A 22,753-nucleotide genomic window follows, 5' to 3' on the forward strand; every position below is an offset into this window, starting at 1 on the left:
GGCCGGGCCTGTGCTTGGGCGGGGAGAGGGGCATGGCGTGAAGAAGACGGCAGGGTTCACGGCGGTCTGTGCCGGAGTGCTCGTCTCGTTTCCCCTGTTGATCCTCATCGAACTGATCGGCCGGTACGACCGCTTCTCCTACGGCAGGCACGCGCCGTTGATCAGGAAGGTGGTCCCTTGGCGCACCGCCACCTATCTCGCTCCTCTGCTCCCGCTGTTCGCTCTGTTGCCGCCGTACGTTGCCCACCATGCGGCCAGTTGGCCGGGTGGTGAGGTACTCCGGGGGCTCGTGTCGGCGTTGCTGGTGGTAACGGCTCTCGGTCTCGCGGAGGTCTACTCCGTTTGCCTGCACCGGGAGGCGTACATTGCCGCTTTCGAGCCCTGGTCGCTCCCTGCGGACTATGCTCCGCTCGGGGCCCAGCCGCAGCGTTTCGCCGACCGCCGGCTGCAGCACCTTGCCCGAGTCCAGCTTCTTTACTGTGTGCCGCTCATCTCCACCGCGTGTGTCGTTGGTCCGCGCACCGGGTTGCTGAGCTCCGCCGTGATTCTTCTGTTCCTCGTCAAATACCTTGCTCCGGCGTGGGTCGACTTCGAAGCCTACTTCCACTGGGACATGCACTGTCAGGTTCTCGGCCTCCGTGGCCGCCAGTGGCTGTCGTCGGTCTGGCGGTTGCTGTCGGACTGGGTCATGGGACCGATGATCGGCTCGCTGCCGAGGTTCTACGCGACCGAACACCTCATGATCCACCATCCGGAGAACGCCGGGCCCGACGACATCCACTCGCCCTTGCCCTACGACCGCTCACGGGTCCTGGAATTCTGCATATTCGGTTTGAAGACTTGCTTCATACTATTGACCTCGGGCAATTTGGCGTTCCATCGGCGCTGCCGTGGCTCCAGGCGTGCCCTGCTCGTCCTGGGTGTCGCCGCGTTCTGGGCCGGCACCGCGTATTTGATCGCCACAGACCGGTTCCTCGGCTACTGGCTGGTCGGAGCGGCGCTGTACAGAGCCGTGAACACCGCAAAAGCCCAGTACGTGTGGCATGGCTTGAGCGATTTGCGAAACCCCCGTCACCCCAAGGCCAGCACCATTCTGTGGCTGCCGCAGGAGCACCTTGTTGCCGCCCTGGATCGCGAGCCCACGGGAACCAAAGGCGCGGCGCACGTCACCGAAGTGCCCGTACTCGGAACGGACTGGGCCTTCTACGACAACTACCACCTGATTCACCATCTGTATCCGCGCGCCCATTTCACTGCGTATCCCGAACTCCTTCGGCGGACGGTTCCCGGACTGCTCGACTGGGGCTGTGTGGTCATGAGGCTGAACGTGTACGAAACCTTTGTCTTCGACTGCTGGACCGGCAACTTTGAGCGCATAGCCCAAGGACTGGTCACCCCGATGGGCGACGACCTGCGCCTGTCCTTCATTCGCGAAAGAATGGCGCCTCTGCCCGGCCACCGCAGTTACAGCGCCAGCCTCTGTGAAGGGCGGTTCGGCCAAGCGGCCAATTCGGCGTTGGTGCGGGGCCTGCGCCTCGTCGTGCAGATTCATTGAGCCTTCTCCGACCCGCTTTCTCCGAAGGCCGGGGAAGGCTCGATTCTCCGTACCCACACCTTCGACCGCGACCGGATCGGCTCCGCGCACTGCGCGGCGGCCTTCGGCGCCGACCCCGGCCGCTACCGCACAGCACCCTCGGCCACAGCCACGGTCACGGCACTTCGTGACGATCCCCGGTGTGGCAGCCACCTGCGCCATGTCGATTGCGTGCGCCATGTGCAGCCAGATGTTGGCGTGATCTTTGCGACCGGAGCGGCGGGGATTGCCAGGGCGAGCCGTTAGGATCACGGCATGGTTACGGCCTGGTCGTCTTCCCGCATGTCGCGGGCCCGCTCATCGGCGGGCCCGTTGCGCATGCTGTGGGTGGCCATGATGCTGTTCGCCTTCGTGTACGCGCACGGCGTGAGCGCCGAAGGCGTCATCGGCCATCTCGACGCAAGTGCGACCGTGCATACGGCTGCTGCCATTGACGGCCACGCGGTTGAGGATGTGCCGGTGGATCACCACGGTGGTGGTCATGGCCCGTCCCATCCGGCTCAGGAGTGCGTGCCCGGCCAGCCGCAGCAGACCCCTGCTCTGGATGCCCCCAGCGCCTGTGCCCTCGTCGAGGAACGCATTTCCCCGTCGGGGCCACCTGCTGCGGTCGCTTTCGGTGACGTGGCGTCGGCCAAGCAATTGCCGAGCACGTCGATAAGAGCCACAGTTCTGCAGGTCTAGGATGCGGCGACTGCTCGCCGGCCCTCGACGCCTTCCCGTCTGACACAGCTCCGGGACAGCCCACTGCGGCTGTGGGCGCGATGCGGCCGGCCAGTTCGCCGCTCCCTGCCTCGCTCGACGCGCCACCGCGCATGGCGAGGCAGATCTCTGCGGCGATGTCCTGACACTGCCCGCCCCGCCCGCCGTTTTGATGCACCCCGTGGTGCATGACGGCCCTTGCGGAGGAACTGTGCTCCCGTCATCGCGTATTCGCCCGCTCCCGGCTACTGCCGTGCAGCGCCGACTGCTCGCCCTGCTCCTGAGCGCGCTGCTCATGACCGTGCTCGATTGTGCGCTGCTGCACGGGTCCGGCCATGCTCACGGCTCGGCCCGTGCGGTCTCCGGCACCTCACAGGGGATCGAGCAGGTGCCGCATGCTGCGGCCCCTGCCGACTCCTCCTGCTCGTCGACCGGTTCGGACGTGGAGCAAGCCGTACGGCAGCAGGTGCGTACGCCGGTGTCCGCCGCGGCGGCGCCGCCCGACGCGAGAACGGCATGTGCGGGGGCAACCGATGGGGGTGTCCGGCCGGCGGCGGGTGAGGCCCGAAGAGCCATGTCCGGCCGCTTCACGCTGTGCGCGCTGTGCCGGTGGCGGACGTAGGCCATGCCCCTCGAGCCGCGGCATGCCGCGGCATCCGCCCAGCCCCTGAGACCGGATCACCGGTCGGGAACGGGCGGAGTGCGAGAGATCAGCACCCGACGCGCCATTCACCGAAAGATGAGAGCCGACCGATGCACTCTCCGAACACCGAACGTCATCTCACCACGCTCGGCCACGCCGCCCTGAGCGGCCTGGTCGGCAACACGCCCCTCCTGCACGTCGGCGAACCCTTCGCGCCCGCGGGACAGGGCTTCTGGGCGAAGCTGGAAGGCTTCAATCCCGGCGGCATCAAGGACCGCCCCGGCCTGCACATGGTCGAACGCGCCCGGGCCCGGGGGGATCTGAGGCCCGGAGGCAGGATCATCGAGTCCACCAGCGGCACGCTCGGGCTCGGCCTGGCCCTTGCGGGCATGGTCCACGGCCATCCGGTCACCCTGGTCACCGACCCGGGTCTGGAGCTGTCCATGACCCGGCTGCTGACCGCCTACGGTGCCCAGGTCAACGTCGTCTCCGAGCCGCACCCCACCGGTGGCTGGCAGCAGGCCCGACGTGACCGTGTCACCCAGTTGCTGGGACAGCACCCCGGATCCTGGTGCCCGGACCAGTACAACAACCCCGACAACACCGCCGCGTACACCCCGCTCGCCCTCGAACTCGCGACGGAACTGGGCCACATCGACGTGCTGGTGTGCAGTGTCGGCACCGGTGGTCACTCCGCAGGCGTCTCCCGCGTTCTTCAGCAGCTCTACCCCGACCTGCGGCTCGTGGGCGTGGACACCATCGGCTCCACGATCTTCGGCCAGCCCGCCCGCCCCCGCCTGATGCGCGGACTCGGGTCGAGCATCTATCCCCGTAACGTCGCCTACGACAACTTCTCCGAGGTGCACTGGGTCGCCCCGGGCGAGGCGGTGTGGGCCTGCCGGCAGCTGGCTGCCTCGCACTACGCCACCGGCGGGTGGAGCGTCGGCGCGGTCGCCCTGGTCGCCGGATGGCTCGCCCGCACGATGCCCGAGGACATCCGGATCGCCGCGATCTTCCCTGATGGGCCGCAACGCTACCTGGGCACGGTCTACGACGACGACTACTGCGCCGCCCACGGCCTCCTCGACTCGCCGCCCGCATCCGAGCCGGACGTGATCGGCTGCCTGGACGAGAAGGAAGTCGCTCGCTGGACCCGGTGCACGAGTGTGGTCGACCCGCTCGCCCTCGACCGAGCCGCGGGCACGGACGATCCGGCCGCCGATGAACTGCGCCCCGAGGCTGACGCGGAGGAGGGCCGGTGAAGAGCACCGTCGCGCAGGTTCGCGGCTACCCGCGCAGTGTCCAGCTGTTGATGGTCAACCAGTTCACCATCAACCTCGGCTTCTACATGCTGATGCCGTATCTGGCCACACACCTGGCCGGGCCCCTCGGCCTTGCCGGGTGGCTCGTCGGACTGATCCTCGGGGTGCGCAACTTCAGCCAGCAGGGCATGTTCCTGGTCGGCGGCACGCTGGCCGACCGGCTCGGCTACAAGCCGCTGATCATCGCTGGGCTTGTGCTGCGTACTGTCGGCTTCGCGACCCTCGGTCTCGTCGACTCGGTGCCTGCTCTGATTGCCGCCTCGGCCGCGACGGGACTGGCCGGCGCGTTGTTCAACCCGGCCTCCCGCGCCTACCTGGCAGCGGATGCGGGGGAGTGCCGGGTGGAGGCGTTCGCGTTGTTCAACGTCTTCTACCAGGCCGGGATCCTGCTCGGCCCGCTGGTGGGCATGGTGCTGACCGGCGTCGACTTCCGCGTCACGTGCCTGACGGCGGCCGGCATCTTCGCAGTGTTGAGCGTCGTGCAGATCCGGGCCTTGCCCGCGCGCCGGGCCGACGACACCAAGGTCCAGGCGGACGGCCGTCGGGAGAGTGTGCTGTCGCAGTGGCGGAGCATTCTGGCCAACCGGCCGTTCCGGCTGTTCTCGCTCGCCATGATCGGCTCGTACGTGATGTCCTTCCAGGTCTATCTCGCGCTGCCGCTGGAGGTACGGCGCCTGGGCGGCGAGGGGAAGTTCGGCACGGCCGCAGTGGCGGTGCTGTTCGCCGTGTCCGGACTGAGCACGATTCTCGGTCAGACGAGGGTGACCGCGTGGTGCAAGGCGCGAATGGCGCCAGGCCGTGCGCTCACCTGGGGCCTGCTCACCATGGGGGTCGCGTTCGTACCGCTGCTGCTCGCCACGGCGATGCCGGTACCGGACGGTGGGATCGGACTGTGGCTGCTCGCGGCGGTGCCGCCCGCGCTGTCCGCGCTGTTGCTCGCCGTGGGCACGATGATCGCGTATCCGTTCGAGATGGACACCATCGTCCGTCTCTCCGGTGGCCGCCTCGTCGCCACGCACTACGGCCTGTACAACACCATCTGCGGCATCGGTATCACTCTGGGCAACCTCCTCACCGGGGTCGCACTCGATGCCGCGCGCAACGGCGGAGTGGCCGCGCTGCCGTGGATCGCCCTGCTCCTGCTGGGCCTCGCATGCGCCGCCGCCTTGTACGGGATCGACCGCACCGGCTGCCTCGCATCCCCGGCTCCCGCCGCCCGGCCCGAGCCCGCCACAGCCTGACGCGACCGGCCCACCACAGCAAAGGGGCGGGTGGCCATACGCTGCTCGCCCCGGCCGGCCGCCTCAGTGCTGGTGGCTGTCCGCCTCGTGTCCGGTGGCCGACTCGGCGGACTGCCGGGCGCCCGTGGAGGTTCCGGCCTGGGTGAGTTCTTCGGCCGTGCCGGGGCGAAGGCCGCCGTTCAGGGTGACGGTGTATCCGTCGACGGTAGCGCCGCGGGAAGGCAGGGCCGCCCCCGACGGCGGCTCAGCTGCCACCTCGACGGGCTCAGGTTCAGGCATGTTGTTACTGGTCACCGGCGCATCTTCCATGATCAGGAGTTACACCGTTCGCTTCACTTTCCCCTCCCCGGGAGTGCGCCCGACGGCGTGCAGGAGTCTGCTGGAATACCGATCGATGATGTGTCCCACGGCAAACGTCGGCTGGGAGGAGAGTGCTTGGTCAAGAGTGAGCCAGAGGGGCGCCTCACCTTCCTCGTTCACGGTCAATTCCCCCTGAGCTCCGGCTGCCCGGTGGTCGTCGACGTCCAGCAGATAGGCGTGCCAACGATGGGCGTCGGAGCCCCTCCTGCACATGTCTCCGTTGAGATGCTCGTCCACAACGAGCCGGAGCTCCCCGTGCGCGTCGCGGATTCCTACTTCCTCCCACAGCTCCCGCGCTGCCGCGCGCTGGGGGTCCTCTCCGCGTTCGACATGGCCTGCGGGAACGGTCAGACGGTAGGGAAAGGCAGTTCTCTGGAAGAAGAGAAATCTCCCTCCCGGGTCCCGTACGAATACGCCGGCACTCTCATGCCAGTATTCGCCGTCCGAATCGGTCCACCAGCAGATGCGGGGATCGACGACGACGGCTCTTTCGGCCTCGCGGCCGCACGAACCGCAGGTGCACCGTTTCCGTCCGTCCACGACGATCCATTCGACGGTCTCGGCGTGGCAGTACAGGCAGTACTCGCCACAGGTGTCGTCCCGCAGCGGGAGGAAGTCGATTTTCATCCTGCCCCCTTTCAAGGAGAAGGCCGCCGTCAGGCGTACGGCATTCGGGAACCCCCACAGCCGTGGCTCGGTCAGATTCTGTTGCGGTTGGGCTTCCTGACGTCCGGCGCCTTCCGTAAGGGCTCCGATCCCTCCCCCACGTCCACACCGTCCTGTGCGTCGAGCGACCGGGACACGCCGTCTGCAGTGCCGGTCGCGGACGTGCGGGCGCCCGTCAGCAGAAGGACCGTGCCGAGTCCGCCGAAGACGAGGGTCGCGGCAGCGACGGCGCCCCATCCCGCCGCAGCGATGGCCAGGCCGAAGACCGGTGGTCCCATCAGGATTCCCACACTGCCGAGTTGGTTGAGGATGCCATTGGCGACATCGACATGCTCAGCACGGCTCACCGCGGCGGGGACGGCAGCGAAGACTGCGGAGATCAGCAGTCCGTCGATGAGGAGAACAAGCGTGGCGGCGCCGCCGCTGACCGCGAGTGGGAATTCGGCCGAGAAGGCGGGGAGGCAGGCTACCGGCATCAGTACGCCCAGCGGGACGAGCGAGGAGAGGGCCCAGCCGCGCCGCAGCAGCCAGCTGGCGGCAAGCCCCCCGACCGCACTCCCCAGGCAGACGAGTGCCACCACGGTGCCGGCCACCGTCGGCGTTACCTCTCGGCGCTCGATGAGGAAGAGCGGGAGGACCATCACCGCACCGACGCCGACCAGCGACAGGCTTCCGTACGCCGCGCCCAGCCTCAGTGCCCCGTTCCAGGTGCCGGCCCCGCGATGAGGGTTCTGCACGGGCGTCCTCGGCAGCCGAGGCAGGACGGCGGTGAGCACTCCGGCCATGATCAACGGACCGAGCGCGGTGAGGGCCAGCCATCGGTTCCACGTCCACTGGGATGCCAGGAGTCCGCCCGTGGCCGCGGCGATGGCCAGACCCATCGGAACGCACGTCCCCCACAACGCGAGCGCTGCCGATCGGATGCCGCCCTGCGTCATGCGGGTGAGAACGACCGGACCCGCCACGAACACCAGCAGGTAGCCGACTCCTTCCGCGACACGCGACCCCAGCAACAGACCCCAGGATCCGGCGGTCGCGCTCGTGACGGTTGCAACCGACATGACGAACAGGCCCCAGGAGAGGGCCCGGTGGGCGCCGAGACGGCGGATCCACCATCCCGCCGGGACGCCGAGGACGGCGCTCACGGCCGTAATGCTCGATGTGGCCCAGGCGAGCTCACCGGCCGACAACCCCAGTGACGAACGCAGGGCTGATCCCGCCGGTGAGACGGCACCCAGGCCGACTGCCGCCACCACGCCGGCGAGCCATGTCGCCACAATGTACTTCCAGGGTGACGCCGGCACGCGGCGGTGACTGCCTCTCGTCCTGTGGCGCACGGGTTCTCCTTGTGCTGGCTTGCGTGTTGTCCCGCACGGCGGTCGTCCAGGGCCGGGTGACCGGTGCCGCGTGGCGGGAGGGTCGATCCCTTGAGCACCTCCCGCCACGCGAGTCCGGATCAGTCGTCCAGGCCGAACTTGGCCATCAACTCCTGATGACCCGCCACATATGAGGTGTCGGTGACCACGGTCTGGTCGGAAGGACCGCGGCTGCACATGCACAGGTGGCGGCTACGGGAGGTGACTCGCACGGCTTTTGCGCCGCCGGAGGACATGATCTCTTCAGCGATCTCCTTGACGAGGTACTCCTGGATCTGGAAGCGCCGGCTGAACGCCTGGACCAGGCGAGGGAATTTCCCGAGTCCGAGAATGCGGTCACCGGGGACGTAGGAGATGTCGACCTTCCCGAAGAACGGCAGGAAGTGGTGGGCGCAGATCGAGAAGAAGTTGTTCTCCTGGACACGCACCACGCCGGTGTGCTCGCCGTTCACCAGGCAGGTGGTCTTGAGGATCTTTGAGGTGTCGATCTCGTAGCCGCTCAGCAGCTCGCGATAGGCCCGGACGATGCGGTCCTCGCACTCCGGGCCGCTGTACCAGCCGAGTGCCCTCGTGTCGGTGGTTACATTGGTTTTGAGCCAGTCTTCAATGGTCACCTGCAGCCTCCATTCCCACTTCCACCACGGGCTCGGAAACCCGGTGGAGTTATTTCACTATCCACCCAGTTGCATTCGTTGAGAACATCGCCCGCATGGCTGACACTCAATCAGACCAATGCGCGGGTCATATGCTGATACCTAAGTATTCAAAGCCGCGGAGAAAATTAACGTTTCTCCGATGCTTGAACCAGGTGGGTGGCGGGAACCCAGCGCCCGAATGGCAAAGAATAAAACACCTGTTGAGCGCCGGAGCGCGGCCCGCTCATTCTGCCCGTCGTGCCATGCCTCAACACTGCGCCCCAGGGCGGTCCGGCACTCGGGGAGCGGAGCCGGCGGACATAATGAGTTCTCGGAACGCGTCAACACGACGAGGTGTTACGGCTGGAGCTGTTCGAGTCCAATGTGCAGGACTGCGCAGGCTCCACCGCGGTGAACAACGCCATAAGGAGCGGGGTGGGCCGCGGCGTCGGCTCGTACGCGCTGCGCGATACGGCGAGTTGCAGCCGATCGTCTGGGCCGGGATGAGCGCCCAGGCGTGCCGTGGGGCGGGTGATGTGGAGGAGGTGTGTGCGGCGGACGACGTGTGATCTTCGTATATACACTGCGTGTTAGCCTGCCTGCGGCCATGATCGAATGCGTACGGGGGAGGCACGGTGGGCTCGGACGGCTACCAGGTCAAGGCAGGCATGACCGGGCAGGCCCTGCAACTCGACGACGCCGGTACGGACATGGACGGCGTCAGCTCGGCCGTCAAGTCCCGCACGAGTTACTCGTACGGCGATGTCGGCGGCGACGACGCCGCGTCGGCGTTGAACGCGTTCGTCAAGGCCTGGGAGGCGGAGGCCAAGACACTGGCGTCGGCGTTGCACGAGCTCGGTGGCAAGGTGCAGTTGGCCAAGAAGACCTACCGCGGCACCGACGGCCTGGTGAAGACGCACGCGGACAGCGTCTCCGTCGCCGGCACGAGCAGCCTCACCGACACATCGACGCAGGGCGGGCGCGCCTCGGCCCTGTCGAGCTACTGAGGAACGGGCCGGTGTCGTTCTTCTCCTCTCCCCTCGACTCCCCTTCCTTCCGCCTTGCGTGGCTCGCCGGGCTGTCCAAAAAAGTGCTCAGTGCCGGGAGCAAGAACGAGCTCCTCGACCTGATCGACAACGCCCTCTCGGTGCCCGAACCGGGCGGCGACCAGGCCGTGCTGGAGGGCCTGGCAAGGCTCTACCGCGGCCAGGTCGGCCAGGTCAGCAGCGTCTTCGACCAGGTCGACCGGGTGGGCCGCAAGGGTCTTCCGGAGGTGTGGGTCGGCGACACGAGCGTCCTCGCCTCCGACGTGGTGAACGCCGCCGGGCGGTCCGCGACCCAGATGAGCGAGGCGTTCCAGGGTTGCGCGACGGTGCTGCTGACGCTGGCCGACGCGATCGGCGCCGCGCAGCGCAAGGACGAGCAGGGCCGCGGACAGCTGCTGGAGCAGAAGAAGACGCTCGGCGGCAAGGACGGTTTCTTCGACGACCTGCGCGAGAACGACGAGGAGGAGTGGGACCGTAAGAACGCCGCCCACTTCGGCTCCTACGCGGTCGACCTGATGCACGCCGCCGTCTCCGACGCGCAGGAGGCCACCCGCGTCGCGGCCCGGGACCTGAACAAGTGGGCCGCCGAGGCACGGGCCGGGAAGATGGAGACCAGCGAACTCACCGCCGTCGACAAGCTGATGCTCGCCGACACCGGCGTCGCGGGCGCCGACACCGAGCTGAACGAGATCCTCACGGCCGGCGACCTGGCGCGCGCGTCGACGCGTATGGACCTGCTGAGTCTCGACGACGAGACGGCCATGGAGCGGATGCTGGCGAAGTCGGACACCCCGCAGGAGCGGGCCTACCTGATGAAGGCCCTGGCCGCCGGCCACAGCGTCGCCGAGATCGAGACGTTCCAGGACAAGATCCACGGCAAGGACCCCGACTGGATGCGCCGGCACCTCACTCCGGTGGTCACCGCCACGGACAGCATGAACGACGAGGGCCTGGCGCCGGACGGGTCGAACAACAACAAGGACTACGCCACGTTCGACGGCCAGCGGTGGGTCCAGGGCGGCGACGGCTCCGAGGGCACCTGCGTGGCCTCGTCCACCGTCACCTCCCGCGCCATGGTCGACCCGATGTACGCGCTCGACCTCACCGGCGGCCCCGACGGGCAGCAGGACGACCCCAACGCCTTCAAGCAGCGCCTGGTGGCCGAACAGCACCGGCTGCACACCGAAGGCGACGGCGGCAAGAACTGGGGCGGCATGGGGCAGGAGGGGCAGGAACGGATCAACGACACCGCCGTCGGCAGTGCCACCGGCAGTGACTACCAGCGCCAGGACCTGAACAGCGCCGACGACCGCAGGGCGGTCCTCACCGAAGTCGAGAAGTCGGTGGCGGAGGGGCGGCCGGTGCCTGTCGACGTCTCGGGCAAGGACGGCGCCCACGCGATGACCATCATCGCCCAGGAGGGTGACATGCTCCAGGTGTACAACCCCTGGGGCTCGACCACCTGGGTCAGCGAGGACGACTTCATCAACGGTCACATGGGCAAGGCTTCCAAAGGTGAACTCCCCAATGCGTACAGCGTCTATCTTCCGCGGTAGCAGGGGCGGTGCCGCGATCGCGGCGGCCGCGCTCCTCGCTCTCGCCACGGGCTGCGGCTCGGGCACCGACGAACCGGCCGGCGGCTCCACGAGCACCGTGGGCCGCCCGACGAGCCACCCGGTGAAGGACACCAGCATCACTGCCGAGCCGGGCGAGCGCTTCACGCTCACCGTCGACCAGAACGCCTCCACCCGCGAGTACTGGTACCTGGTCGATCCCGAGCCCGACAGCTCGGTGCTGGTCAGCCGCGGCCAGGACTACGCGTCGGACTCCGGCGACACGCCGGTGCCCGGTGCCGGCGGCCGGCTCACCTTCACCTTCGAGGCCAAGGGCAACGGGACCACGCGGTTCACGCTGCTGCACTGCACGTTCACCACCTGCCAGGGCAACACCTCCAGCCGGCCCCCCGAGACGACCGGACCCTCCGCCACCCCGACCACGGGGGCGGCCACCCCCTCCCAGGCCCCCGAGCGCATCACCTACACCGTCACCGTCAACTGAGCCGCAGCGGACCAGTCAGATGAGACGAGACACCCGAGGCCCCGCCATGAACGACGACGCCCCGTACCCGCCGGACCGCACGGACGACGAGCTGGCCCGGCTCGACATCACCGTCCTGCTGCGTTACGGCCTCACCGCCGCGCCCGGCACCCGGCGCACCGCCCTGTTCGGCGACGGCGCCGCGGCCGCAGCAGTCATCCTCGACCGCCTCGGCACCGAGCCGCGCTCGGTCGCCTTCCTCGCCGACACCGTGCGTGCCGGCGGACTCGCCCGCGCTGCGGAGCTGCCCGAGCCCCTGCCCCGCCGGGAGGCGGCCGTCCTCGTACGGGAGTGGCTGCGGGCCGGCACCGAACTCGTGGGCGGGATCGCCGCCGACGACACCGCGGCCACCTGGCTGCGCGCCGTCGCGACCATCATCGAACTGAAGCAGCTGACCCGGGCGCGGGGCCGGAGTACGTGATCTGAGTAGCCGATCCGAGTACGGCGGCGGGTGTGGGGCCACCGGGCGGCTGCCCACCGCGGGCTTTACGGAGAAGACCCGTCCCGCCCCCGAACCCGCCGCCGGCCACGAGCGCACCCCCGCCGAGTGGGTGGGGCCGGCCGCCCTCGCGGTCCTGCTCCTGCTCACCGGCGCCTTCGCGAAGCGGTCTGTGACACGTGTGTGTCAGTGACTGGCGCGGCCTCAGAAAGGTCAGCAACGGGTCAGTGTGAGCCCTGAAACACCTGAGGGCAGCTGACCGAACACGCGAACCGTTGTACGCTCCGGAGACCGCCCTTGACCTGCAATAAGCGGGCAGGGAGCAGATAAACTGGGAGCTTCTTCATGCTGCGCACCATGTTCAAGTCCAAGATCCACCGGGCCACCGTGACCCAGGCCGACCTCCACTACGTCGGGTCGGTCACCGTGGATGCCGCGCTGATGGAAGCCGCCGATCTGCTGCCCGGCGAACTCGTGCACATCGTCGACATCACCAACGGCGCCCGGCTGGAGACGTACGTCATCGAGGGCGAGCGCGGCTCCGGTGTCATCGGCATCAACGGCGCCGCCGCCCACCTCGTACACCCCGGTGACCTGGTGATCCTGATCAGCTACGCGCAGGTGGACGACGCCGAGGCCCGTGCTCTGGTGCCCAGCGTCGTCCATGTCGACGCGGACAACCGCATCGTGGAGCTCGGCGCCGACGCCTCCGCACCCGTGCCCGGCAGCCGCACGGAGCGCAGCCCGCATGCCGTCGTCTGACCCGTCCTCGCCGTCCGAAGGAGCAGCCGCCATGGCAGAGCACGACATCCGCGACAACCGTCCCGCAGGACTCCTTGAGGCGTACGAGGACGGCCAAGTCGTGGGCCGCATCGTCTACTTCACGCTCGACGCCACCCCGGCCGCCCTGGTGGCCGTGCACACCGTGGTGGAGCCGGCGCACGCGGGCAAGGGCATCGCCGGCGCGCTGGTGCGGGAGTTCTACACGATGGCGGCACGTGAGGGCGTCCCCGTCGTACCGCTGTGCCCGTACGCGGCCAAGTGGGCCGAGCGCCACCCCGACGAGGCCCCTGCGGCCCCGGCCGAACTGGTGCGGGCGGCGGAGGAACAGCTGAAGGCGAAGCCGGAACTCTGGTGACCGCGCGGCTGACCGCGCGGCTGACCGCGCGGCTGACCGCGCGGCTGACCGCGCGGCGTCGATAGCATCCCGGCATGCTGGCGCTGCTGCACACCTCACCGGTCCATGTCCCGGTCTTCGACGCCCTGCGCGACGAGGACCACCCCGGTCTCACGCTGCGCCACCTCGTCCACGAGGACCTGCTCGCCCGGGCCGGGGAGGACGGCCCCGAGGCCGTCGCCCCCTCGGTCGCGGCCGTACTCGCAGGTGCCGTCGCCCAGGGCGCGACCGTGGTGCTGTGCACCTGCTCGACCATCGGCGCCGTCGCGGAGGCGAGCGCGGCGGACCTCGGAGTACCCGTACTGCGGGTCGACCGTCCCATGGCCGCGGCGGCGGCCGAGCGGCGCCGCATCGTGGTGGTCGCCGCCGTGCACAGCACCCTGGAACCGACGGCCGCGCTGATCCGCGAAGAGGCCGTGGACCGCATCGTCGAGCTGCGCACGCTGCTCGTCGAGGGCGCCTGGGAGCGCTTCGAGGCGGGCGACCGCGACGGCTATCTGGACGCGGTGGCCGCCGCCGTCGACGAGGTGCGCGAGGCGGACGTCATCGTTCTGGCCCAGGCGTCGATGGCGGACGCGGCAGCACGTACTGCCACCGCCGTCCCCGTCCTTTCCAGCCCGCGGTCCGGTCTTCGGGCGGCCGCCGCGGCCACCGCGTCCGGATCATGACGCGTGGACCCGGCGCGCGTGGGCACGCGCATCGGGAGACATTGGGAACGCACGACTGGCGTACCTCTGGAGGTCCGGCATGACCCAGCCGCCCGTACCGCCTTCGCCCATCCCGACACCGGGCCCGCCCGGACCCGGTCCGGGACCGCTGCCCGGCCCGGTGCCTACTCCGTCGCCCCGCCGGGACCCGCCCCGACCCCATCCCGAGGCCGCCGGGCCCCGACCCCGTACCGGAGCCGGAGCCCGCGCCGGGACCGGCGGGCTGAGCAGCCCCCCGTAACGCGGATCAGTCGGTGCTCACCTCCGAGCGGTCACCGCCCCAGAGGGTGTGGAACGAACCCTCCCGGTCGGTCCGCCGGTAGGTGTGCGCCCCGAAGAAGTCGCGCTGGCCCTGGGTCAGCGCCGCGGGCAGCCGCTCCGCACGCAGCGCGTCGTAGTACGCGAGCGCCGCGGAGAAGCCCGGTGTCGGGACGCCCTGACGTGCGGCTGTCGCGACGACCTCGCGCCAGTCGTCCTGGGCCGCGCCGATCTCCTCGGCGAACTGCTTGTCCGACAGCAGACTCGGCAGATCGCCCTGCGCGTCGTAGGCCCCGCGGATCCGGTTCAGGAACGCCGCCCGGATGATGCACCCGGCCCGCCAGATCGCGGCCACCGAGCCGAGGTCGATGTCCCAGTCGTACTCGTCGCTGCCCGCCTGGATCTGGTGGAAACCCTGGGTGTACGACACGATCTTGGACGCGTAGAGCGCCTGCTCGACCTGCTCGGCGAAGCGCGCTGCCTCCTGCTCGCCCAGCGGCTCGGCCTTGGGACCCGGCAGAGCGCGCGAGGCGTCGCGCAGCGCCGCGTGCCCCGACAGCGAGCGGGCGAAGACCGCCTCCGCGATACCCGAGACCGGTACGCCCAGATCGAGCGCGATCTGCACGGTCCAGCGGCCCGTGCCCTTCTGCTCGGCCTGATCGGTCACGATGTCGACAAAGGGCTTTCCGGTCGCCGCGTCCGTATGAGCGAGCACCTCCGCCGTGATCTCGATCAGATACGAGTCGAGCCGTCCGGTGTTCCAGGTGCGGAAGGTCTCGGCGATCTTGGCGGGGGAGTAGCCGGCGACCGCGCGCAGCAGGTGGTACGCCTCGGCGATCAGCTGCATGTCCGCGTACTCGATGCCGTTGTGCACCATCTTCACGAAGTGGCCCGCGCCGTCGGGGCCGATGTGCGCGACGGTGGGCGCGCCGTCGGGCGCCTTCGCGGCGATCCGCTCCAGCAGCGGTCCGAGTGACTCGTACGACTCCGCGGAACCGCCCGGCATGATGCTCGGCCCGTGCAGCGCGCCCTCCTCGCCACCGGAGATGCCGCTGCCGACGAAGTGGATGCCGCGCTCCCGCAGCTCCTTCTCGCGCCGCCGGGTGTCGGCGAAGTGGGCGTTGCCGCCGTCGATGATGACGTCGCCCTCCTCCAGCAGCGGCGCGAACTCCTCGATCACGGCGTCCGTGGGCTCGCCCGCCTTCACCATGATGACCAGGCGGCGGGGACGCTCCAGGGCCGCGACGAACTCCTCCGCCGACTCGGCCGCGACGAACGTACCTTCGTCGCCGAACTCCTCGACCAGCGCACGCGTCCTGGCCGCGGTGCGGTTGTGCACCGCGACCGTGAAGCCGTTACGGGCGAAGTTACGGGCGAGGTTGCGGCCCATCACCGCGAGCCCGGTGACGCCGATCTGGGCTGTTCCACTCATACGTGTGCTCCTGGATGTCCGTCGGAAAATCCATGTCCGCCCCTACGGATACGTACGGGCGGATCAAGCCATTCATTGATCTTCAAGCCCTCCGGAGTCTTCCGCATTCCTGGCCTCCAGCATTGCGCCTCACGCACCTCGTGTCCGTCCGCGGGCGGAGTTCGGACGCCGCATATGCGCCAAGCGGGCAGTGCCGTACGCCACGACGAGCCCGTACGGCAGCACCACCAGCACCAACGGCATCGGTGAAACGGGCACATACGGGCGCAGCGGATGTCGCGAAGAGCCTGGTCAAGCGGGCTTGCTTGCTTGTACAAACGACGCATGAGCCCGAACGGACGCCGGGCTCGCCGCACAGACGGAGCACAGAGCAGAAGCAGGGAAGTGTGTCGTGGACACCGAGGAACGCCGACGCGGAATTCTCGAGACGGCCCGACGGGACGGTTCGGTCGACGTCAACGGGCTGGCCGACCGGTTCCAGGTGGCCAAGGAGACCATCAGGCGCGATCTGCACGCGCTGGAGGAGCACGGCCTGGTGCGGCGTACGCACGGCGGGGCGTACCCCGTCGAGAGCGCCGGCTTCGAGACCACACTCGCCGTGCGGACCACGCGCCATGTGCCGGAGAAGTCGCGGATCGCGGCGGCCGCCGCCGATCTGCTCGGTGACGCCGAGACCGTCTTCGTCGACGAGGGCTTCACCCCGCAGCTCGTCGCGGAAGCACTGCCGCAGGACCGGCCGCTGACCGTGGTCACCGCGTCCCTGGCGGTGGCGACCGTGCTCGCGGACGCCGAGAAGATCTCCGTGCTGCTGCTCGGCGGCCGCGTCCGAGGCGCCACCATGGCCACGGTCGACCACTGGGCCACCCGGATGCTCGCCGACTTCGTCATCGATCTGGCGTACGTCGGCGCGAACGGCATCTCCCGCGAGTACGGACTGACCACGCCGGACCCGGCGGTCAGCGAGGTCAAGGCGCGGGCCATGCGCAGCGCACGCCGCCGGGTGTTCGCCGGCGTCCATACGAAGTTCGGCGCGGTGAGCTTCTGCCGGTTCGCCGATGTCGCCGACTTCGAGGCCATCGTCACCGACTCCGGACTCCCCTCGGCCGAAGCCCAGCGCTACTCCCTCCTCGGCCCCCACGTCATCCGCGTCTGACCGCGCCCGCTCCAGCACCCCCCGCTCATGGCCCGGGGCAGGCCGGCCATGCCCCGAACACCGAGCCGCTACAACTGAGCCGCTACAACTGATCAGGAGAAATCATGTCCCTCCAGCGACGACGACGTGGAATCCGCCTCAGCGCGGGCGCGGGCACGGCCGCCATGGCACTTCTCGCGGGGTGCAGCGGAGCCGGCGCATCCTCCTCCTCCGGAGGGGGTGAGGCGGTGAATGTACTCATGGTGAACAACCCGCAGATGGTCGAGCTGCAGAAGCTGACCGCGGCCAACTTCACCAAGGAGACCGGCATCAAGGTCAACTTCACCGTGCTCCCGGAGAACGACGTCCGCGACAAGATCAGTCAGGACTTCTCCAACCAGGCGGGCCAGTACGACGTCGCCACCATCAGCAACTTCGAAGTGCCGTTCTACGCCAAGAACGGCTGGCTGCACGGGCTCGACGAGTACGCGAAGAAGGACACCGCCTTCGACCAGGACGACATTCTCAAGCCGCTGCGGGATTCGCTCACCGCCAAGGACGGCAAGCTCTACGCCGAGCCCTTCTACGGCGAGTCGTCCTTCCTGATGTACCGCAAGGACGTGCTGGCCGGCAAGGGGCTGACGATGCCGGCCCAGCCCACCTGGCAGCAGGTGGCCGATCTCGCGGCCAAGGCGGACGGCGCCGAGAAGGGGATGAAGGGCATCTGCCTGCGCGGGCTGCCCGGCTGGGGCGAGGTCATCGCCCCGCTCACCACCGTCGTCAACACCATGGGCGGCACCTGGTTCACCCAGGACTGGGAGGCGAAGCTCACCTCGCCGGAGTTCAAGAAGGCCACCCAGTTCTATGTCGATCTCGTGCGCAAGCACGGTGAGTTGGGCGCGCCCCAGTCCGGGTACGCCGAGTGCCTCAACAACATGACCCAGGGCAAGACCGCGATGTGGTACGACGCCACCGCCGGAGCGGGCTCTCTGGAGGCCTCGGGATCCCCGGTGAAGGGCAAGATCGGATACGTACCGGCGCCCGTCGACAAGACCCAGAGCTCCGGCTGGCTCTACACCTGGGCGTGGGGCATGCAGAAGGCCTCCAAGAAGACCGACAGCGCGTGGAAGTTCATCTCCTGGGCGTCGAGCAAGGAGTACGAGTCGCTGGTCGGCAGGACGAGCGGCTGGGCCAATGTGCCCGCGGGCAAGCGGGCCTCCCTCTACGCCAACCCGGAGTACCGCAAGGCCGCAGGTGCCTTCGCCGACATCACCGAGAAGGCCATCGCAAGCGCCAACCCGGAGAACCCCGGCACCCAGCCGCGCCCCGCGGCCGGGATCCAGTTCGTCGGCATCCCCGAGTTCACCGACCTGGGCACCAAGGTCTCGCAGGAGATCAGCGCGGCCATCGCCGGCCACCAGACCGTCGACCAGGCCCTGGCCAAGTCCCAGAAGCTGGCCGAGAAGGTCGGCAAGGAGTACCAGTGAGCACATCCGTCACGACACAGCCGCCGCCCCCGCCCCCACAGGTCCGGTCGAAGCGTACGCCGCAGATCAAGCAGCGGAAGGGGGGAGTGCGGGCCTGGGCCACCCGGGCTCCGCTCCTGCCGGCCCTGGTCTTCCTGATCGCGGTCACCCAACTGCCGTTCGTCGCAACCCTGGTGATCTCGCTCTTCGACTGGAACTCCCTCGACCCCGACGCGCGCAGCTTCGCCGGGCTGTCCAACTACAGCTCCGTGGTCACCGACCCGGAACTGCGTGAATCGGTCTTCACCACGGTCCTGCTCACCGCGAGCGTCGTCATCGCCAGCGTGGTGCTCGGCCTGGTGCTCGCCCTGCTCCTCGACCGCACCTTCTTCGGCCGCGGCATGGTGCGCACCCTGCTGATCACTCCCTTCCTGATCGTCCCGGTCTCGGCCGCGCTGCTGTGGAAGCACGCGCTCTACAACCCGGAGTACGGGCTCCTCAACGGGGCCCTGACCTGGGTGGGCGAGCTGTTCGGCGATACGAGCCCGGTGCAGCCGGACTGGATCTCCGACATGCCGCTGCTCGCCGTCGAGGCCTCCCTGGTGTGGCAGTGGACGCCGTTCATGATGCTCATCCTGCTCGCGGGACTGCAGAGCCGGCCCGCGGAGATGATGGAGGCCGCGCGCCTCGACGGTGCGAGCAGCTGGCAGACGTTCCGCTATCTGACCCTCCCGCATCTGCGCCGGTACCTCGAACTGGGCGTACTGCTCGGCTCCGTGTACATCGTGCAGAACTTCGACGCGGTGTTCACGATCACCGGCGGAGGACTGGGTACCGCCAACCTCCCGTACACGATCTACCAGACCTTCTACCAGGCTCACGAGTACGGACTGGCGTCCGCCGTGGGTGTTGTCGTCGTGATCGGCACCATGATCATCGCGACGTTCGCACTCCGGGTGGTCTCGTCCCTCTTCCGTGAGGAGGCGAACCGCGCATGAGCGCTCCCACCGTCACCGCACCCCCGCCGAAGGCCACCCCCCGGCCGGTGCTGCCGCCCGCGGCACGCAAGGCCAGGCGACGCTCCGCCGCACTGGGTCTCGTGGCCTGGGTGGCAGGGCTCGGTTTCTGTCTGCCCGCCATGTGGATGCTCCTCACCTCGCTGCACGCGGAGCCGGACGCGGCGACCAATCCGCCCTCCCTCGCCGCGTCGCTGACCCTCGACAGCTACCGCGAGTTCTTCGGCGCGGGCGGCGGGCCCACCCCGTGGCCCTCCCTGATCAACTCCCTCTCCGCTTCCGTCTTCTCGACGCTGCTGGTGCTCGTGCTGGCACTGCCGGCCGCGTACGCGCTCTCCATCCGGCGCGTTCGCAAGTGGACGGACGTGATGTTCTTCTTCCTGTCCACCAAGATGCTCCCGGTCGTCGCCGGTCTGCTGCCCATCTACCTGTTCGCGAAGAACACCGGGATGCTGGACAACATCTGGCTCCTCGTCCTCCTCTACACCTCGATGAATCTGCCGATCGCGGTGTGGATGATGCAGTCCTTCCTCGCGGACGTGCCGGTCTCGATCATCGAGGCTGCCCAGGTGGACGGCGCGCGGCTGCACACCGTCCTGGCCCGTGTGGTGGCGCCCATCGCCGCTCCCGGGATCGCGGCCACCGCCCTGATCTGCTTCATCTTCAGCTGGAACGAGCTGCTCTTCGCCCGCGTGCTCACCGGCGTCGTCGCCCAGACCGCACCCGTCTACCTGATCGGCGTCGTCACCAGCCAGGGCCTGTTCCTCGCCCAGCTGTGCGCAGCGTCCGTCGTCGTGTCCCTGCCGGTGCTCGCCGCCGGCTACGCCGCCCAGGACAAGCTCGTCCAGGGCCTCTCCCTTGGAGCTGTTAAATGAGGGCAGCGATCGTCGAAGCCCCCGGCAAAGTCTCCGTGACGACGGTCCCCGACCCCACTCCGGGACCTCGCGACGTCGTCGTCGCCGTGGCCTCGTGCGGTCTGTGCGGCACCGATCTGCACATTCTGCAGGGCGAGTTCGCGCCCACCCTGCCGATCCTTCCCGGTCACGAGTTCGCGGGGGAGGTCGTCGGCATCGGCAGCGAGGTCACCGAGCTCGCCGTGGGCGACAAGGTCGCCGTCGATCCGTCCCTGCACTGCCACGAATGCCGCTACTGCCGGTCCGGACGCGGCAACCTCTGCGACCGGTGGGCGGCCATAGGCGTCACCGTCCCCGGCGGCGCGGCGGAGTTCGCCGTCGCGCCCGTCGCCAACTGCGTGCGCCTGCCCGACCACATCGACGTCAAGGACGCGGCTCTGATCGAGCCGCTGTCCTGCGCGGTCCGCGGATACGACGTGCTGAACAGCAGCACCCTCGGCGCCCAGGTGCTGATCTACGGCTCCGGCACGATGGGCCTGATGATGCTGGAGCTCGCGAAGCGCACCGGCGCCGCGAGCGTGGACGTACTCGACGTCAACCCGGCCCGCCTCGCTACCGCTTCTCTGCTCGGCTGCTCCCGCTCGGCAGCCGGCGCGGATGAACTGGACCAGCAGCGCGGCTGGGACTTCGTCATCGACGCGACCGGAAACGCCGCGGCCATCCAGGACGGTCTCGGCCGGGTCGCGAAGGGAGGCACGTTCCTGCAGTTCGGGGTCGCCGACTACGCGACCACGGCGGTGATCGAGCCGTACCGCATCTACAACCAGGAGATCACCATCACCGGCTCCATGGCGGTGCTGCACAGCTACGAGAGGGCCGCCGCGCTCTTCGCGAGCGGGGTGCTCGATCCGTCCGTGTTCATCAGCGACCGGCTGCCGCTGGAGCAGTACCCCGAGGCCATCGACCGGTTCAAGGCGGGCATCGGCCGCAAGATCGTGGTGCAGCCGTGAGCAGCGGACACGACGGGATCCTGGTGCTCGGCGAGGCGCTCGTCGACCTCGTCCCCGTGCCGGGGGATCCGGAGGTCAGGCGCGCGCAGCCCGGCGGCGCGCCCGCCAACGTCGCGGTCGGCCTGGCCCGCCTCGGCAGGCCGGTCGCCTTCGCCGGAGCGCTCGGCGGCGACGGCTTCGCGCGGAGCATCGAGGCGCGGCTGGTGGCAGCGGGGGTGGATATCGGCCTCTGTGCGCGGTCCGAACTCCCCACGGCGCTGGCGGTGGCCGATCCCGGTACCGAGGGGACCGGCTACCACTTCCATCTCCAGTCCACCGCGACCTTCCGGCTCCCGGACAGGTCGGCCGACGTCGGCCGCTTCGGCGCGGTGTACGCGGGAGGCCTGGCGGCGGTCGTCGAACCGGCGGCGCAGTCCGTCGCGGCGACCGCTCAGGCCGCCGCCAGCACCTCCCTCCTCGTGGTCGACCCCAATGTGCGCGAGGACCGCACGATCGACCCCGGCCGCGGCCTCGGACTCCTGCGTGAACTGTGCGCGCTCGCCCATGTGATCAAGGCCAGCGACGAGGACCTGGCCCTCCTCTGGCCGGACAGGGACCCGGACGAGAGCTGCCGGAGCCTGGCGGCGGAGGGACGGCTCGTCGTCATGACACGCGGAGCCCGGGGCAGTACGGCCTACACCCCCGACGCCCCGCCTGTGTCCGTCGCGGCCGTACCGGCCGATGTGGTCAACACGATCGGCGCCGGAGACGCCTTCATGTCGGGCGTCCTCGCCTGGCTCTCCACCACCGGAGCCTGGGAGCGCGCACTCGCCCCGGACCGGGCCGAGCGCATGCTGGCCTACGCCTCCCAGGTGGCCGCGTCCGTGGTCACCCAGACCGGCACGGAGCCCTCGGCACCGGCCCACGCCTGACCGCGCCCGTCCTGCCGGATCCGTCCGGCGGGACGGGCGCGCGTGACGGTGCGGGTGGCGTCCCGGGCTCCCCGATGCCCGACGGGCTCAGGCCACGGCGGCCACGACCTCCTTGGTCGTCACCACCGTCGCGAAGCCTCCGCCGTGCGTTCCTTCGCCCGCCACTTCGCGGCGGCCACCGGCACGACGCCGCTGCGTCGGCTCCTGGACCAGCGCATCGCCGCCGCCTCAGGCTCCCGTCCCCGTAGGCGGAGTGAACTTCCGTGCATACCAGGAACGTTGGGCAGGCAATGCTGTAACTCCCTCTGGTTTGTTCCCTTTCCCGTCATCCACGGCGAACCTATTCGCATAGTCGTTCTGTCGCTCATATATGACCTACCGTGGAGGGCTGGTCAAGCCGTCCCACGGTCACTCTCTTCGCCAGCGGAGCGGCGGCTCCGGCGCGCGCCGGAGGGAGTTTCGCAACCCTCGCGGAATGACTCTGCTTCAAAATAGGCTCCGCTTCAGCCACTTGCCCATTGACGGTCCGCCAATGAGGCAGGACCGTATGAGTGGTTCCATTCACTGTCGCTGATGCCTTTGAGTGACCCTGCGCAGCTGCCCCGGTGCTGTCCCCAGAAAGCGGGATTGATGAGCTACCGTCGGCACCGCTGTCCGCCGGCGATCTCCTCG

Annotated in this window: 23 protein-coding genes and 1 pseudogene; 19 read left to right on the forward strand and 5 right to left on the reverse strand. The window is 69.1% G+C overall.

The features are described 5' to 3' along the window. The first annotated feature begins 37 nt into the window (after positions 1–37). The 5 genes from SLUN_RS34645 (at position 38) to SLUN_RS34660 (ending at position 5,499) form a co-directional block, all read left to right on the forward strand. Positions 38–1,555 carry a fatty acid desaturase gene (locus SLUN_RS34645; RefSeq protein WP_108153868.1) on the forward strand — a complete coding sequence of 506 codons (1,518 nt, stop codon included), beginning with the start codon at positions 38–40 and terminating at the stop codon, positions 1,553–1,555. Between the two features lie 294 nt (positions 1,556–1,849). Continuing rightward, positions 1,850–2,275, forward strand: a complete 426-nt coding sequence (locus SLUN_RS34650; protein WP_108153869.1) for a hypothetical protein — start codon at positions 1,850–1,852, stop codon at positions 2,273–2,275. 271 nt (positions 2,276–2,546) lie between these two features. Then, positions 2,547–2,915 (forward strand): hypothetical protein, encoded by a 369-nt coding sequence (locus tag SLUN_RS39710; RefSeq protein ID WP_159100393.1) that lies wholly within the window; start codon positions 2,547–2,549, stop codon positions 2,913–2,915. A gap of 131 nt (positions 2,916–3,046) precedes the next feature. After that, positions 3,047–4,198 (forward strand): PLP-dependent cysteine synthase family protein, encoded by a 1,152-nt coding sequence (locus tag SLUN_RS34655; protein ID WP_108153870.1) that lies wholly within the window; start codon positions 3,047–3,049, stop codon positions 4,196–4,198. A 50-nt stretch (positions 4,199–4,248) separates the two neighbouring features. Beyond that, complete coding sequence (locus SLUN_RS34660) at positions 4,249–5,499, forward strand: MFS transporter (protein WP_217505933.1); 1,251 nt, start codon at positions 4,249–4,251, stop codon at positions 5,497–5,499. Positions 5,500–5,562: 63 nt separating this feature from the next. On the opposite strand, the gene SLUN_RS34665 is transcribed toward SLUN_RS34660, so the two are convergent. The 4 genes from SLUN_RS34665 to folE all read right to left on the reverse strand — a co-directional run bounded on the left by SLUN_RS34665 (position 5,563) and on the right by folE (position 8,515). Continuing rightward, on the reverse strand, positions 5,563–5,778 hold the full coding sequence (locus SLUN_RS34665; RefSeq protein WP_159100394.1) for a hypothetical protein: 216 nt from the start codon (positions 5,776–5,778) through the stop codon (positions 5,563–5,565). Between the two features lie 39 nt (positions 5,779–5,817). Continuing rightward, positions 5,818–6,486: an NUDIX hydrolase gene (locus SLUN_RS34670; protein WP_108153873.1), complete on the reverse strand. Its 669-nt coding sequence runs from the start codon at positions 6,484–6,486 to the stop codon at positions 5,818–5,820. Between the two features lie 71 nt (positions 6,487–6,557). Then, positions 6,558–7,862: an MFS transporter gene (locus SLUN_RS34675; protein WP_306610730.1), complete on the reverse strand. Its 1,305-nt coding sequence runs from the start codon at positions 7,860–7,862 to the stop codon at positions 6,558–6,560. Between the two features lie 119 nt (positions 7,863–7,981). After that, positions 7,982–8,515, reverse strand: a complete 534-nt coding sequence (gene folE, locus SLUN_RS34680; RefSeq protein WP_108153874.1) for a GTP cyclohydrolase I — start codon at positions 8,513–8,515, stop codon at positions 7,982–7,984. Positions 8,516–9,171: 656 nt separating this feature from the next. Between folE and SLUN_RS34685 the strand changes: the two genes are divergently transcribed. The 7 genes from SLUN_RS34685 to SLUN_RS34715 all read left to right on the forward strand — a co-directional run bounded on the left by SLUN_RS34685 (position 9,172) and on the right by SLUN_RS34715 (position 13,963). Next, complete coding sequence (locus tag SLUN_RS34685; RefSeq protein WP_108153875.1) at positions 9,172–9,543, forward strand: hypothetical protein; 372 nt, start codon at positions 9,172–9,174, stop codon at positions 9,541–9,543. Between the two features lie 11 nt (positions 9,544–9,554). Further along, complete coding sequence (locus SLUN_RS34690) at positions 9,555–11,138, forward strand: peptidoglycan-binding protein (protein WP_108153876.1); 1,584 nt, start codon at positions 9,555–9,557, stop codon at positions 11,136–11,138. Further along, complete coding sequence (locus SLUN_RS34695; RefSeq protein WP_108153877.1) at positions 11,110–11,640, forward strand: protease inhibitor I42 family protein; 531 nt, start codon at positions 11,110–11,112, stop codon at positions 11,638–11,640. Before SLUN_RS34690 ends, SLUN_RS34695 begins: the two co-directional genes overlap by 29 nt. A 46-nt stretch (positions 11,641–11,686) precedes the next feature. After that, on the forward strand, positions 11,687–12,100 hold the full coding sequence (locus SLUN_RS34700) for a hypothetical protein (RefSeq protein WP_108153878.1): 414 nt from the start codon (positions 11,687–11,689) through the stop codon (positions 12,098–12,100). A 363-nt stretch (positions 12,101–12,463) separates the two neighbouring features. Next, complete coding sequence (gene panD, locus SLUN_RS34705; protein WP_108153879.1) at positions 12,464–12,880, forward strand: aspartate 1-decarboxylase; 417 nt, start codon at positions 12,464–12,466, stop codon at positions 12,878–12,880. A gap of 31 nt (positions 12,881–12,911) precedes the next feature. Next, positions 12,912–13,256, forward strand: a complete 345-nt coding sequence (locus SLUN_RS34710; RefSeq protein ID WP_108153880.1) for a GNAT family N-acetyltransferase — start codon at positions 12,912–12,914, stop codon at positions 13,254–13,256. Between the two features lie 74 nt (positions 13,257–13,330). Then, complete coding sequence (locus SLUN_RS34715) at positions 13,331–13,963, forward strand: aspartate/glutamate racemase family protein (protein ID WP_108153881.1); 633 nt, start codon at positions 13,331–13,333, stop codon at positions 13,961–13,963. A gap of 286 nt (positions 13,964–14,249) precedes the next feature. Here the strand turns inward: SLUN_RS34715 and gnd are convergent, their stop codons facing one another. Continuing rightward, on the reverse strand, positions 14,250–15,692 hold the full coding sequence (gene gnd / locus SLUN_RS34725; RefSeq protein WP_108153882.1) for an NADP-dependent phosphogluconate dehydrogenase: 1,443 nt from the start codon (positions 15,690–15,692) through the stop codon (positions 14,250–14,252). Between the two features lie 391 nt (positions 15,693–16,083). Here gnd and SLUN_RS34730 point away from each other — a divergent pair, with 391 nt between their 5' ends. From SLUN_RS34730 to SLUN_RS41755, 7 genes and pseudogenes are all read left to right on the forward strand, one after another. Next, positions 16,084–16,845, forward strand: a complete 762-nt coding sequence (locus SLUN_RS34730; RefSeq protein ID WP_108153883.1) for a DeoR/GlpR family DNA-binding transcription regulator — start codon at positions 16,084–16,086, stop codon at positions 16,843–16,845. A 104-nt stretch (positions 16,846–16,949) separates the two neighbouring features. Further along, positions 16,950–18,311 carry an ABC transporter substrate-binding protein gene (locus SLUN_RS34735; protein WP_108153884.1) on the forward strand — a complete coding sequence of 454 codons (1,362 nt, stop codon included), beginning with the start codon at positions 16,950–16,952 and terminating at the stop codon, positions 18,309–18,311. Between the two features lie 65 nt (positions 18,312–18,376). Beyond that, positions 18,377–19,288: a carbohydrate ABC transporter permease gene (locus tag SLUN_RS34740; RefSeq protein ID WP_108155104.1), complete on the forward strand. Its 912-nt coding sequence runs from the start codon at positions 18,377–18,379 to the stop codon at positions 19,286–19,288. After that, positions 19,285–20,181, forward strand: a complete 897-nt coding sequence (locus SLUN_RS34745; protein ID WP_108153885.1) for a carbohydrate ABC transporter permease — start codon at positions 19,285–19,287, stop codon at positions 20,179–20,181. The genes SLUN_RS34740 and SLUN_RS34745 overlap by 4 nt, the downstream gene beginning before the upstream one ends. Beyond that, positions 20,178–21,170: a zinc-dependent alcohol dehydrogenase family protein gene (locus SLUN_RS34750; RefSeq protein ID WP_108153886.1), complete on the forward strand. Its 993-nt coding sequence runs from the start codon at positions 20,178–20,180 to the stop codon at positions 21,168–21,170. Before SLUN_RS34745 ends, SLUN_RS34750 begins: the two co-directional genes overlap by 4 nt. Continuing rightward, positions 21,167–22,081, forward strand: a complete 915-nt coding sequence (locus tag SLUN_RS34755) for a PfkB family carbohydrate kinase (RefSeq protein ID WP_108153887.1) — start codon at positions 21,167–21,169, stop codon at positions 22,079–22,081. Before SLUN_RS34750 ends, SLUN_RS34755 begins: the two co-directional genes overlap by 4 nt. 141 nt (positions 22,082–22,222) lie before the next feature. Continuing rightward, positions 22,223–22,345: pseudogene (locus SLUN_RS41755) on the forward strand (AraC family transcriptional regulator); the annotation flags it as partial. Positions 22,346–22,753: the final 408 nt, after the last annotated feature.

This window comes from Streptomyces lunaelactis (genome assembly GCF_003054555.1).
Taxonomy (GTDB): Bacteria; Actinomycetota; Actinomycetes; order Streptomycetales; family Streptomycetaceae; genus Streptomyces; species Streptomyces lunaelactis.